This is a genomic window from Novosphingobium sp. 17-62-19, from assembly GCF_002256775.1.
In the GTDB taxonomy this organism is placed as follows: Bacteria; Pseudomonadota; Alphaproteobacteria; order Sphingomonadales; family Sphingomonadaceae; genus Novosphingobium.
In genome coordinates, this window is record NZ_NCII01000002.1 from 1 (window position 1) to 13,283 (window position 13,283).

Consider the following 13,283-nt stretch of genomic DNA (forward strand, 5'->3'; position numbering starts at 1 on the left):
CATCACGTTGCCCCCTATGGCAGCATGATCAACCCGGCTTGGCCGGAGATCGCTAAGGCTACGCCGGCGAACCTACACCACCATATGGGACACGACCTGGATTCCAGACAGGGACTTTATCGAAAGCGACCTGATACAGTGGAGCGAAGCGGTGTTCGCTTCGCGCCGCCGGGGTAGGAGCAAAGGCAAGTCAACCAAAGTAGGCGAGCGTAAGATCGCCGCCGAAGTCATCTCGCGTGGCGACGATGGCTGGGTGCAGCTCCTCGTGCGGCGCTGCGTCGTCACCAAGGACGATCAGGCCGGGCGGGCGATTGAGGTGTTCAGGAACGAAACCACCATCCGCCGCGCCCTCAAAACGATCCTGCGCGGCAACCCGGAGCGGTTGCCGTGGCCGGATGAGTCGGCACGCAAGGATTTGATTGCGAGCCGCGCGACGGCAAAGTCGCGGTTTACCCGAGATAATAACGACTAAAGGCGTTTCTTCGTTTTATCGAAGATGATTTGGCCGATTGATCGTCCGCGACCTGATGCCTCTGTTTCGCCAGCGGCTGAGGCAACAGCCCTCGCGGAAAGACGCGATTATGGGGGCGCTTGAAGCTCTGCGCGCCAATTTCCCATACCCGCTTGGCCGGATTCCACGACCGGGGAGCACCAGCGGTGCGTCGGGGAACACGGCAGTAACGCGAAAGCCCTGTTGCATCGGCCATCGAACTCGATGGCTTTAACGATGCGGGCTAGCGTTTGGGCCGGGACGGTTTTTCCGTCTGCTTGGCCTTGATAGATTCAACAGCTTTCGCCTTGGCTTCCAGCTCGTCAATCTCGGCGTTCATTTCGACGTGCATGGCGTCCCATCCGCCAATGCCCATCAACACACGGTCGGCATGTTTGATGGTGTTCACATGGCCATAGTGCTGTTCGATCATTTTGACGGAAGTGCCCATCTGTTGGGCGAGGATATAGACATCGACCCCGGCTGACAGCCGGAGGGTGGCGTAGGTATGGCGGAAACAGTAGGTCGTGCGGGGAATGCCGCTCGGGCCTTCGCGAAGATCGGTGTATTTCAATAATTCTTCGACGGTATCACGATAGAGCCATTTGGCGGGTTTGCCGTTGATGATCGTAAAGACATGGTCGTCGGGCTTGGTGGCCTTGGAAAGCTCGCGCACCCGGTCAAGGTATTTGGCGACACTGACCGGGGCAATCAGCTTGCGGGTTTTGCCCTTGCCCTGAACATAAAGGACAAGGATTTCCTGACCGTCCTTGTCCTTGGCGGTGGTGATGTCCCGCCAGCGTAGGTTCTTCGCCTCGGGCGGGCGCATCCCTGTGTTGCACATGATGAGGATAAAATTGTAGCAGATTTGGCGATACCAGACGCCCTGCGGCGTGGTCGCCTCCTTCATCCATTTGCGCCCCTTCGTATGCAGCTTGCGGTATTCCTCAAGCGTGAACTCGTCGCGGCGATTGGATTTGAGTTTCGGCATCCCTTCAAAGCGGTGGTGCGCGGGCACATACCGCTTGCTGATAGCGAAATTCATAATGGCAGCGAAAATGGTCATCTCGATACGAATGGTTGAATCGCTGATGACGCCTTTGCGGCGGCCTTCGCCGTTTTCCCGTCGCCACAGCGGATAGTCGGCCCAACGATCCTGCGTAACCAAGTGAATCTGTGTGCTGCCGACATAAGCCTTGAGGGGGCCGTCGATCTTGCTTCTGATATTTCTTGAGCGGGCTTTGCTGACTTCGCCTGCATTGGCGCGGCGTTGTTGGGCGTCGGCATATTCCTCCGCCACCTGTGAAAAGGGGCGATTGAATACGGGAACGTCGTGTTTCACTCGAAAACGAATATCGGCATATTCGTCCAGCGCTCTGTCACGCGCCGCCTGCCTGTCAGCCGTGCGGAGCGAGATTGTCTTGTAGCGGTCCTCGTTCTGGATTCTGACACGGCAATAGTAGTTATCGTGCCCGACATCGCCGCGCCGGAAGATAATAAGGCCCGGTTTGACCTGCTCTTTATCGAGGATGAAATTCATTTCCCTGCTTCCTACTGTGCAGAAACTGTGCAGAATAGCGGGGTAAGTGATTGATTCCCCGTGCCTGTGCAGGTTCTGTGTAGGCCATTATAGCAAAAAATAGTGAGTAATTGTAGTGGTTTATTGTATTACCTTCACCCGCTCCATTTCCCTGTCCGTCAATGTTCGTGTCCACGCGCTAAGGCACACATGCCCGGCTACCGACCGATGCAATCTGCGCAGCGTCAGGACCAGTATCGCTGGTGAATCTGCGTGATCTTTGTCCGGTCTGCTTCGGCAGTCATGGCGGCATGGGCGCGGGCGTAGGCTTCAGTGGCGGCGGCCTTGCAATCGGGCTTTGCCGCGGGGGTTGGTTCGGCCAGAGCGGCCAGGGATTTCTGCAGCCTGATCGCCACTTCGATCAGCGCGGCGCCATCACGCGCGATGGGGCGGTAGAGGTCTTCGAGCATTTCGGAAAAGGACAGGGGCGGCACGATCAGCTTGTCAGAAGCCGCATGGTCTTCATCGGGCTGCATCGTTGCCATGACGGCGAGAACGCGGGTGCCGGCTTCCAGAACGGAAATCGCCGTGCCGGGATCGTTGACAGCAGGCGACAGGGCGCGCGACGCGATTTCCGAAAGGACGACCAGCCCGAAGCGCGGATCGGAATCAAACGCGCGGTCATGGGCAATGGTAAAGGCCGATTGCAGACGTTCCATCTGGCTGCAATCAGGCTTTGCCACGGTCCATGCCACCATGCGCGCCGGATCGGCCATGATTCCCGGCATGGCCGACAGGAAAATGGTGGCGTTCAGATCATCTGCCACTTCGCGCAACGTCGCAAAGTCGACGTGGGTAATACGGCCGATCTCCTCAAGGTGGATGCGAGTGGCGCCATCGGGCACCGGTCGGCGCAGGCGGGGGCCGAAATGCGGCGGTTGGCCCATTACCTGCGCGGCCTTGAGCGTTGCGGCTTCGACCCGGTCGATCGTGTCGTTCACCCTGCCGAAGCGGGTGATGTGTTCGATCCAGCGCAGAAAGGTGATGACGATGTTGGCGATGACCAGAATTGTCCCGCCAAACAGGATCACGCGCCCGGTTTCGCCATAAAAGTCGGTCGAAAGCGCGATGATGCCCACGATGGCGAACAGGAAGCTGCCAAGGAATGTGGCAAGTGCGTTCTGCGCGGTCGAATCCTCGACCAGCAGTTGCACGGCCCGTGGCGTGATGTTGCTGGTGGCGCCGGAATAGGCGCTGACCATGGCCGTGAGCGAAAAGGTGGTGACGGCCAACATGCTGGATGCCAGCACATTGAGAATGTTGTCGACCGACTGCGCGCCAACTTTTGTGGCAAAGGCATATGGGATGATTTCGCCAGCGACCGCACTGGCCAGCGCAAGGATGATCGCAAAAATGCAGAACAGGGCTGCGCGAAACCACATGCGGCGGGTCAATAGCCGCAACGCCCATTGCCATCTGTTCACTGGTGCCCCCCCGAAATGCCCTGTCCGTTTCAACAACCGTGCGGGTCGGTTGGTTCCCCGCCAGCAGTGACGGCTACCTTTGCGCGGGCAATGACTGGCGATTGGACACGAGGCTGGATTCTGGCCGGATCGCCGCCATCGAGGCTGCCTGGCCTTTCGCCAGCGCTCGTCCGATCAGCAGCAGCGCCGGGCCATCGCCCAATGCGGTGCGGGCCACCAGCGGCAGCAGATCGAGACGGGTGTGAAAGTGGCGCTCCTCCGGCAGGCTGGCGGATTCGACGAGCGCCACCGGCGTGTCCGCAGGCAGGCCCGCCGCAATCAGGTTGCGTGAGACGTCGGTGGCTGCTGCCTTGCCCATGTAAACCGCCAGCGTCGCTTCGGGATCGGCCAGCGTGGCCCAATCCAGATCGAGCGCTTCGCCAGCGCGGGCGTGTGCGGTTACGAACGTCAGCTTGCGTGCCAAGCCGCGCAGGGTGAGCGATGCGCCAAGGCTTGCCGCTGCCGCGCTTGCCGCCGTCACGCCGGGGCAGATGCGCACTGCCACGCCCGCAGCGTGGCAGGCGTCCAGTTCTTCGGTCGCGCGGCCAAAGATCGCCGGATCGCCGCCTTTCAGCCGCACCACACGCTCCCCGGAAAGGGCTGCCGCCACGATCAGCCTGTCGATGGTGCCTTGATCCTTCGAGTGTCGCCCGGACCGCTTGCCCACATGCACGAGTCGTGTGCCGGGTGCTGCCATGTCCAGCACGCCTGTTCCCACCAGCGCATCGTGGAACACCACGGTTGCCATGCCGATCAGGCGTTCGGCCTTGCGCGTGAGCAGTTCGGGATCGCCCGGGCCCGCGCCGACCAGCCACACCGTTCCGTCGGGAAAGTCGCTCATTCCGCAGCCTCCACCAGTGTCTCGTTCCATTCGCGCAGCATCCGGGCGATGGCCGGGCGGCACGATCCGCAATTGGTTCCCGCACCGCAGGCCTTGCCCACATCGGCCACCGTGCCCGCGCCCTGTTCCACCACGGCGAGGAGCTGCTTCGCGCCGATCCCATGGCACACACAGACCACCGGTCCGCGATCCGGGGCAGGGGCGCTGGGCCGCGCGGCTAGCAGTTCGGGCAGGGCCGCACCGCCTGCGCCAAGCTGGGATGAAATCCACTCCCGAGCGGGGAGTTGCCCGGTGCGCGTCACGTAGAGTGCGGCCTTGAGCATTCCGCCCGCGTCCAGCACCGCCAGCCGCCGCATCCCGCGCGCCATGTCGACCGCCTCCACGCGCTCACCCGCAGGCAGCAGCACATCAGCGTCCACCGCGCCATCGCCCGCCAGCTCATAAAGCCAGCCCCCCGCGATGGCCGAACGGCTCCACCAAGCCAGCCCTTGCGGCGCAATCGCATCATGCCGCACCAGAAACGCGCGCCAATCGCTCGCCACCGGTTCAATCCGGCAGGCATTGTTCTTGAAACCGGGCTGGCCGGAGACGGGATCAACCGACTGATCAGGAAGCACATTCCCGCGCCCGCCGCTGGCCATCGCATCGGTCCAGTGCATCGGCACGAACACCTGCCCCCGCGCTTGCGCCTCAGTCACAGACACGCGGAACACCGACGCGCCTGAAGCCGTCACCACCCGCGCCAGACCGCCATCTGCAAGACCCGCCGCATCAGCCGGATGCACTTCCAGCAAAGGCTCGCGCCGATGCTGCGCCAATGTGGGCGAAAGACCCGTGCGCGTCATCGTGTGCCACTGGTCGCGATAACGCCCGGTGTTGAGCCGCAGCGGATAGTCGGGATCGGCCTCACGCACCCGCGCCTCCACCGGCACATGGCGCATCGCACGCCCCGCCATCGGATGCCGCCCGCCCCACAGGAACGGCTCCATCGCCTCGTATTCCGCGTCAGAAAGCCCGGCCTTGTCGATCAGGTCCAGCACCTTGCCGTGCTTCACCGCCAGCGCCGTCATCGCCGCATATTCGCGGAACACGCCCGCGGCGTTGGTCCAATCAAACCCGGCAAAGCCCATCCGCTGCGCTACATCGCCAATGATCGCCCAATCTGCGCGCGCTTCTCCCGGCGCGGCAAACAGTGCGCGCTGGCGGCTAATGCGGCGCTCCGAATTGGTCACCGTCCCGTCCTTCTCGCCCCACGCCAGCGCGGGCAGACGAACATGCGCGAGCTTCGCAGTATCGGTATCGGCAATCACGTCGGACACGATCACCGTCTCGCACCGTGCCAAGGCCTCGCGCACAAAGCCCGCATCGGGCATCGAAACAGCGGGGTTCGTCGCCATCACCCACAGGAACTTCACGCGCCCGTCATGCACCGCGCGAAACAGGTCCACCGCCTTAAGCCCCGGCCCGCTGCAGATGCGCGGCGCTTGCCAAAACGCCGCCACATCGGCGCGCTCCTCACCGGAAAAGCCCAGATGGCACGCCAGCATATTGGCCAGCCCACCCACCTCGCGCCCGCCCATCGCATTGGGCTGCCCGGTCATCGAAAACGGCCCCGCGCCGGGCATATTGATCCGCCCCATCGCCAGATGCAGATTGATGATCGCATTACCCTTGTCCGTCCCCGCAACAGACTGGTTCGCCCCCATCGAAAATACCGTCACCATGCGCGGATGCGCAGCGACAAGATCGGCAAGCGCGGTAAACGTCTCAGCCGAAACGCCACCGTTCTCCCCTCCCGCAGGCGGGAGGGGTTGGGGGAGGGCATGTTCATCCACCAACCCCCGCGCCGCCATCTCCACCAACAGCGCGTTGAACAACCCCACATCGCCATCCGGCAGCACCGGCACAAACAAGTCGGCCTGCTCAGCGGTCTCGGTCCGGCGCGGGTCGATCACCACGATCTTCGTGCCGCGCTTTTCCCGCGCGGCCTCGATCCGCTGCCAGATCACCGGATGGCACCACGCGGTGTTCGATCCCACCAGCAGGATCAGGTCCGCCTCATCCAGATCGTCATAAGTGACCGGTACGATATCCTCACCAAACGCGCGATTGTGCGCCGCCACCGCGCTCGCCATGCACAGGCGCGAATTGGTGTCGATGTTGGCACTGCCGACGAACCCCTTCATCAGCTTGTTGGCGACATAGTAGTCCTCGGTCAGCAACTGGCCCGAGACGTAAAGCGCCACGCTGTCAGGCCCATGCTCGGCAATGCAAGCCCGCATCCTGTCCGCCACCAGATCCAGCGTCTCATCCCACCCGGCGCGACGTTCCCCGATCATCGGGTGCAGCAGTCTGCCATCGAGCGAGACTGTTTCTCCCAGATGTGTGCCTTTTGAACACAACTTGCCGAAGTTGGCCGGATGCGCCGCATCGCCCCGGATGGTGACGCAACGCTCGCCCATCACCTCGGCAGCGATGCCGCAGCCAACGCCGCAATAGGCGCAAGTGGTGCGGATCATGCCCATCTTCCCCGGCACGGGGAGGGGGACCGCCGCAGGCGGTGGAGGGGGCTATCCCCCTCGCGCCACCAAGCGGGCAAGCACCGTTGAAAGCGATACCCCCCTCCACCACCAGCTGCGCTGGCGGTCCCCCTCCCCGTAGCGGGGAGGAAGGTCGCGCAAATGCTCCTCACGCTGCCCGCTTCCCCACCACGGCAGAGCGCAGCAGATACATCCGCCCCGCGTCCACCTTCATCGGAATGGTGGGAACGCACCCCTTGTCTTCGCCGAGCGCTTCACCGGTCTTCAGCGAGATATTCCAGTTGTGCAGCGGGCAGGTCACCACGTTATCGTGAACGATCCCTTGCGAAAGCGGTCCCTGCTTGTGCGGGCACTTGTTCACCAGCGCATAGAACTCGTTCTTCTGCGTGCGGAACACCGCGATTTCGTCAAAGCCCACCACCGGCAGCGTGCGCGCGGTGCCGGGGGTGATCTGGTCCACCGAACCGATGTCGAGCCAATCGCCGATCATTGCGCATACTCCGTGATCGAAAGGGGCCGCACTTCGGCCAGATGCTGGTGCAGATCGGCGTCCTTGCCCGCCACGCGCTCGGCCCACGGGTCGTCCTGACAGAAGGTTTGCGAATAGCGGAACCGCGCTGCGAGGCGCTTTACGCTGTCCGCATCATCGAACAGCCCGGCCTTCACATGGTCCAGGCCCACGCGCTCGATCCACGGCGCGGTGCGCTCCAGATAGTGCGCCTGTTCGCGGTAAAGCTGGATGAAGGCCGCACACACGTCCATCACTTCGGCCTCGGTCGCCACCTTGCACAGCAGGTCGGTGGCGCGCACTTTGATCCCGCCGTTGCCGCCAACGTGCAGTTCGTAGCCGGAGTCCACGCAGACCACGCCGAAGTCCTTGATCGTCGCTTCCGCGCAGTTTCGGGGGCAGCCGGATACCGCGATCTTGAACTTGTGGGGCATCCACGATCCCCAGGTCATCCGCTCCAGCTTCACGCCAAGGCCGGTGGAATCCTGCGTGCCAAAGCGGCACCATTCGCTGCCAACGCAGGTCTTCACCGTGCGCAAGCTCTTGCCATAGGCGTGGCCCGAAACCATGCCCGCCGCGTTCAGATCGGCCCACACCGCAGGCAGGTCTTCCTTCTTGATCCCGAAAATGTCCAACCGCTGGCCGCCGGTAACCTTGACCATCGGCGCGTTGAACTTCTCCACCACATCGGCGATCGCGCGCAATTCACGCGGGTTGGTGAGGCCCCCCCACATGCGCGGCACCACCGAATATGTGCCGTCCTTCTGGATATTGGCGTGAAGGCGCTCGTTCACGAAGCGGCTCTTCTGGTCGTCCTCATACTCGCCCGGCCATGCGCAGAGCAGGTAGTAGTTGAGCGCAGGGCGGCACGATGAGCAGCCATCCGGCGTGGTCCAGTGCAGTTCCTGCATCGCTTGCGGGATGGACCGCAGCGACTTTTCACCAATCAGGCGGCGCACATCATCGTGGCTGAAGCTGGTGCATTTGCACATTGTCTTCGGCCCCGACTGCACCTCGCCGCCCAGCGTCAGCGCCAGCAGGCTTTCGACGAGGCCAGTGCATGATCCGCAACTTGCCGAAGCCTTGCAGGTGCTGCGCACCGCATCAAGGCTGCACGCGCCTGCGTTGATCGTCTCGATCACTTTGCCCTTGGAAACGCCGTTGCAGCCGCAGATTTCTGCGTCGTCCGAAAGTGCTGCAACGGCGGCATTAGGGTCCAGCAGGGCGCCCCCGCTGGCGAAAGCCTGACCAAAGATCAGCGCTTCGCGGATGTCGGAGATGTCCTCACCCTTTTTCAGCAGGTCGAAGTACCAGTTCCCGTCCGCCGTATCACCATAGAGCACCGCGCCGACCAGCCGGTTGTCCTTCACAACCACGCGCTTGTAGACCCCGCGCGCAGCATCGCGCATCACGATGTCTTCGGCTCCATCCCCGCCTGAAAAGTCCCCGGCGGAAAACAGGTCGATCCCTGAAACCTTCAGCTTGGTAGACGTGACCGAACCTTCATAACCCGAAGGCTGCTGACAAGCCGCATCGGCGAGCGCCCGGCACATGTCCCACAGCGGTGCCACCAGGCCATAGCAGGCCCCGCGATGCTGCACGCATTCACCCACCGCCATGATCGCCGGGTCGCTCGTCACCATGTGGTCGTCCACCACGATGCCGCGCTCCACCTCGATCCCGGCCGATTTGGCCAGCGTGGTGCCGGGGCGAATGCCCACGGCCATCACCACGATATCGGCGTCAAAGGTGCGCCCATCCTTCAGGCGGACAGCGGAAACTTGGCCATCGCGCCCAACGATTTCAGCGGTATCGCCGCCGGTCACAATGGTCTGACCGCGCCGCTCCAGTTCGGTTTTCAGCAGGTATCCCGCCGCTTCATCCAGCTGGCGTTCCATCAGCGTGGGCATAAGGTGAACGACGGTGACCTTCATGCCACGAAGCGAGAGGCCATGCGCTGCCTCCAGCCCGAGCAGGCCACCGCCGATCACCACTGCGCTGCCGCCCTTTTCAGCAGCGGTCAGCATCTTGTCCACGTCATCCAGATCACGGAACGTCACCACGCCCGCCAGATCCTTGCCCGGCACCGGGATGATAAACGGGTCGGATCCTGTCGCAATCAGCAGCCGGTCATAAGGCTCCACCCGGCCGGATTTCGCCACCACGGTCTGGGTTGCGCGGTCGATGGACACCACCGGATCGCCCGAAACCAGCGTGATCGCGTTGTCGGTGTACCAGTCGTCACTATTGATGACGATGTCCTCAAACGCCTTCTCTCCGGCGAGCACCGGGGAAAGCATGATGCGGTTGTAATTCACCCGCGGCTCCGCGCCGAAGATCGTCACATCGAAGCGGGCGGAATCGAGGGCGAGAATTTCCTCCACCGCGCGGCACCCGGCCATACCGTTGCCGATCACCACAAGCCGCTCCTTCACAGGCGCGGTGTTGTCCTTGTCCATCAGGGTCGAAGGCGCGTTCAATTCCGTAATCCTTGGCAAAACGCGCAACACGAAAAAGCCGCCCGAACGCATCCCGAAATTGGGAGGTCTGGGCGGCGACATTGCCACGCGATGTTGATTGTTCAGGCTTTGCGCTAAATCGCCCGACCTTGGGCGGCACATCGGCCTTCGTTCACTTGGCTAACCGATTCGGGCACTGCACTGCAAGCGTTATTTTGCAGTGCAGCACGTCCATCCTTCGACAGGCTCAGGATGAGCGGACTTCGACAGGCTCAGGATGAGCGGGGGAGATAGTCCAACGCCCACAAACCCGCTCATGCTGAGCCTGTCGAAGCACCCGCACAACCCATCAAGGCAAAATCAAAACGCCACCTCAGCCTGCAACCACAAGATTTCCCGATCCACGCCAAACCTGTCGGCGTTGTAGTTGGCATACTTCACCAGCCAGCCCACTTTCTTGGTCTTGAAGCCAAGGCTGGCGTCCCATTCGCTGCCGAACTTCACGCCGCCCACATCGCTGCGGAACTCATGATAGGTCACGTTTGCGTTAAGTCCCTGAACAGCCTTCGCTTTCGGGAAGACCTTGGCCAGCGTCACGTAGTAATCCTCAAGCCCGTTGCCCGGCGTGGTCAGGAACAGGTCGGCCCAGCCGTTGAACTTGTGCAGCGTGGCCAAGGGCGTCTGGAAGGATTTGCCCACGGCCTTGTCCGCGCCCAGCTTTTCGTAGCCGCCGGTCAGGGTAAAGCCTTGATAACCCAGCCCAAGTTCGCCCAGAACGTAGTCCGCTTCATAGGCCACCGGCGCGCTGCCGATGCCCGATTGGCGAGCGTAGCTGGCCAGCACGTTCAGCTTCAGCGTCTTGGACAGGGGGAAGCTGCCCGAAACGCGCCCGCCATAGGTCTGTGACGAGTTGGTGAAGGCAAAAGCTTCACCATAATCAAGGATATAGGAGAACGCCTTGACGGCCACCGGTCCCAACTTGGTCCCGGCCTGCAGGAACACGAAGTCCCCGTCCATCGACCGGCGCGGCCCGGCTTCGGACCCGAAGATCGAATCCTGCTGGATCGCGTAAGTGCCATCAAAGCTTACCGGCCCAACGGTCGCCTCGGCGCGCACGGCATCGAAGGTCTGTTCATTCTGCCGCCAACCCACCGACCCCACAAAGCGTTGATCATCAAGGTTTATCCGCTGCCGCCCGACAGTCAGCGCAAAGTCCTTTACCTTGTACATGATCTGCGCGCGGTTGAGATCGATGCTTTCAGGATCGGCCACCACGCCAAACTGCGGGCGGCGCTGTGCACTGCCGGCCAGCAGGAATGGGAAGGCATTGTATTCGTTGTTCAATCCCAGCGTGCCTTCAGCTTCAACCAGCACCGAAAGGTGCGAAGGTGCGTGCTTCAACTCCAACCCGGTGCGCAACCGCACGGTCAGCGCATTGGCGTCGACGGTCGGTTGATCGACGCCTTCGTAGCGAATGCGCGCGTCGATGATCGGATCGAGCGTCAGGCCATCGGCGACCGGAATCGGATCACCGAAAGCGGGTTTTCCGGCGGCGTGCGCAGGATGTGCGAGTGCAATCGACGACGCGAGCAGCGCCGCCGCGAATGTGGTCTTCTTCATGTTCCCTGAACCCCCTCAAAAAGGCCGGCCAGGCATCCTCTCGTGCGCCTCAGGTGCGCTTAGGTGCTTCTTAGGTGCATTTTGGTGCACTTCAGGCCGCGTTCGATTTCGGGCCGTGATCGTACTCCGCAAGGAAGTGCAAGACCTCCTGACGGTAGGCGTAAAACATTGGATGTTTTAGCAATTCCTTGCGGTCGCGCGGGCGCGGCAGGTCCACTTTCAGCACCTTGCCGATGGTCGCGTTCGGCCCATTGGTCATCATCACCACACGGTCGGCCAGAAGGATCGCTTCATCGACATCGTGGGTCACCATGATGGCGGTCACCTTCGTGCGGTTCCACACTTCGACCAGCACGTCCTGCAAATCCCAGCGCGTAAGGCTGTCCAACATGCCGAAAGGCTCGTCGAGGAGCAGCAGGCGCGGGCTGAGCGCGAAGGCGCGGGCGATGCCCACGCGCTGGCGCATCCCGTTGGACATTTCTGCCGCCATCTTGTCACGCGCATCGGCAAGGCCCACACGCTCAAGATAGTAGTCGATGATTTCCCTGCGTTCCGAACGGGTTGCGTGCGGATAGACCCGTTCCACCCCCAGCGCCACGTTCTGCCGCGCGGTGAGCCAGGGCATCAGGCTGGGCGATTGGAACACCACCGCCTTGTCCGGCCCAGCGACGTCGATTTCGCGGTTATCGAGGATGATGCCGCCCTTGCTGATTGCGTTCAGGCCCGCCGCCATCGTCAGCACGGTGGACTTTCCGCAGCCCGAATGGCCGATTAGTGAGACGAATTCGCCCTTGTCCATCAACAGGTTGAAGTCTTCAACCACAGTCAGTGGACCCTTGGGCGTCGGGTAGACCTTGCCCAGTTTCCAGAACTCCATGTACCGCCGCGTCGCGCCTTTCTTCGCCGCATCCTGATAGGCCTTGGGCGGCGGTGCGAGATCGAGCGGGGTGACGTTGGGCAAGTGGCCGAAGTCACTCCCCTTGGCGGCTTTCTCCCCCGCCAAGCCGCCGAGATAGGTGACGATCTCGGTGCGAAGGGACTGAAATTCCACGCTATCGTTCACCGCTTCCCGATCACGTGGGCGGGGCAGGTTCACCGGGAAAATCCGGCCGATGTGCGCCGCAGGAGCAGGCGTCAACACGGCGACCCGGTCCGCCAGCAGCAGCGCTTCGTCCACGTCGTTGGTGACGAGGATGATCGTGCGCTTTTCCTCCTCGCGGATGCGGTCGATCTCGTCCTGCAACTTGGCGCGGGTGAGGGCGTCGAGTGCCGAAAGTGGTTCATCCAGAAGGAGAATTTCAGGTTCCATCGCCAGGGCGCGGGCCACCGCAACACGCTGGCGCATTCCGCCCGAAAGCTGCGCAGGCTTGCGGTCCATCGCATGGCCAAGGCCGACCAGTTCAACCTTCTGCCGCACCAGATCGGCGCGCGTCTGCTTGCTGCGGTCCTTGTGGACCGAGTCCACGGCGAGCGCGACGTTCTGTTCGACCGTCAACCACGGGAACAGCGAGTAGGACTGGAACACAAGGCCACGATCCTTGTCCGGTCCGTCAATCGCCTTGCCGCGCAGCAGGATTTCGCCTGCATCGGGTTCGACAAGGCCAGCGATGGCCGAGATCAGCGTGGTCTTGCCTGCGCCGGAGAAGCCGAGGATGGCGATGAATTCGCCTTCCTCAACATCGAGGTCGATGCCGCCGAGGACTTCTGAAACGCCGCCCGCCTTGCCGGTGTAGCTTTTGCAGACATTGTTGAGCGAGAGGATCGTGGCCATTTTCCGGGTTCC

General features: G+C 62.4%; 9 protein-coding genes. 1 reads left to right on the forward strand and 8 read right to left on the reverse strand.

Annotated features, from left to right (window positions below):
• The first annotated feature begins 151 nt into the window (after window positions 1-151).
• Window positions 152-472 (forward strand): hypothetical protein, encoded by a 321-nt coding sequence (locus B7X90_RS00560; RefSeq protein WP_292620772.1) that lies wholly within the window; start codon window positions 152-154, stop codon window positions 470-472.
• 262 nt (window positions 473-734) lie between these two features.
• Here the strand turns inward: B7X90_RS00560 and B7X90_RS00565 are convergent, their stop codons facing one another.
• From B7X90_RS00565 to B7X90_RS00600, 8 genes are all read right to left on the reverse strand, one after another.
• Window positions 735-2,030: a site-specific integrase gene (locus tag B7X90_RS00565; protein ID WP_292620774.1), complete on the reverse strand. Its 1,296-nt coding sequence runs from the start codon at window positions 2,028-2,030 to the stop codon at window positions 735-737.
• 224 nt (window positions 2,031-2,254) lie between these two features.
• Complete coding sequence (locus B7X90_RS00570) at window positions 2,255-3,493, reverse strand: DUF2254 domain-containing protein (protein ID WP_292620776.1); 1,239 nt, start codon at window positions 3,491-3,493, stop codon at window positions 2,255-2,257.
• A gap of 73 nt (window positions 3,494-3,566) precedes the next feature.
• Window positions 3,567-4,373: a uroporphyrinogen-III C-methyltransferase gene (gene cobA / locus B7X90_RS00575; RefSeq protein WP_292620778.1), complete on the reverse strand. Its 807-nt coding sequence runs from the start codon at window positions 4,371-4,373 to the stop codon at window positions 3,567-3,569.
• Entirely contained in the window at window positions 4,370-6,898 is a 2,529-nt protein-coding gene (locus B7X90_RS00580) for a molybdopterin-dependent oxidoreductase (RefSeq protein WP_292620844.1), read from the reverse strand. The genes cobA and B7X90_RS00580 overlap by 4 nt, the downstream gene beginning before the upstream one ends.
• A 163-nt stretch (window positions 6,899-7,061) precedes the next feature.
• Window positions 7,062-7,403, reverse strand: coding sequence for a nitrite reductase small subunit NirD (gene nirD / locus B7X90_RS00585; RefSeq protein WP_292620780.1), 342 nt, complete (start codon window positions 7,401-7,403; stop codon window positions 7,062-7,064).
• Window positions 7,400-9,880 carry a nitrite reductase large subunit NirB gene (gene nirB, locus B7X90_RS00590; protein ID WP_292620846.1) on the reverse strand — a complete coding sequence of 827 codons (2,481 nt, stop codon included), beginning with the start codon at window positions 9,878-9,880 and terminating at the stop codon, window positions 7,400-7,402. Before nirB ends, nirD begins: the two co-directional genes overlap by 4 nt.
• 360 nt (window positions 9,881-10,240) lie before the next feature.
• Window positions 10,241-11,500 (reverse strand): alginate export family protein, encoded by a 1,260-nt coding sequence (locus B7X90_RS00595; RefSeq protein ID WP_292620781.1) that lies wholly within the window; start codon window positions 11,498-11,500, stop codon window positions 10,241-10,243.
• A gap of 91 nt (window positions 11,501-11,591) precedes the next feature.
• Complete coding sequence (locus tag B7X90_RS00600; RefSeq protein ID WP_292620782.1) at window positions 11,592-13,271, reverse strand: nitrate ABC transporter ATP-binding protein; 1,680 nt, start codon at window positions 13,269-13,271, stop codon at window positions 11,592-11,594.
• Window positions 13,272-13,283: the final 12 nt, after the last annotated feature.

What these genes read in the sequence shown, in the direction of transcription:
- B7X90_RS00565 (WP_292620774.1), bottom strand. Translation starts at nt 2,030, where the DNA reads ATGAATTTCATCCTCGATAAAGAGCAGGTCAAACCGGGCCTTATTATC.
- cobA (WP_292620778.1), bottom strand. Translation starts at nt 4,373, where the DNA reads ATGAGCGACTTTCCCGACGGAACGGTGTGGCTGGTCGGCGCGGGCCCG.
- B7X90_RS00580 (WP_292620844.1), bottom strand. Translation starts at nt 6,898, where the DNA reads ATGGGCATGATCCGCACCACTTGCGCCTATTGCGGCGTTGGCTGCGGC.
- nirD (WP_292620780.1), bottom strand. Translation starts at nt 7,403, where the DNA reads ATGATCGGCGATTGGCTCGACATCGGTTCGGTGGACCAGATCACCCCC.
- nirB (WP_292620846.1), bottom strand. Translation starts at nt 9,880, where the DNA reads ATGGACAAGGACAACACCGCGCCTGTGAAGGAGCGGCTTGTGGTGATC.
- B7X90_RS00595 (WP_292620781.1), bottom strand. Translation starts at nt 11,500, where the DNA reads ATGAAGAAGACCACATTCGCGGCGGCGCTGCTCGCGTCGTCGATTGCA.
- B7X90_RS00600 (WP_292620782.1), bottom strand. Translation starts at nt 13,271, where the DNA reads ATGGCCACGATCCTCTCGCTCAACAATGTCTGCAAAAGCTACACCGGC.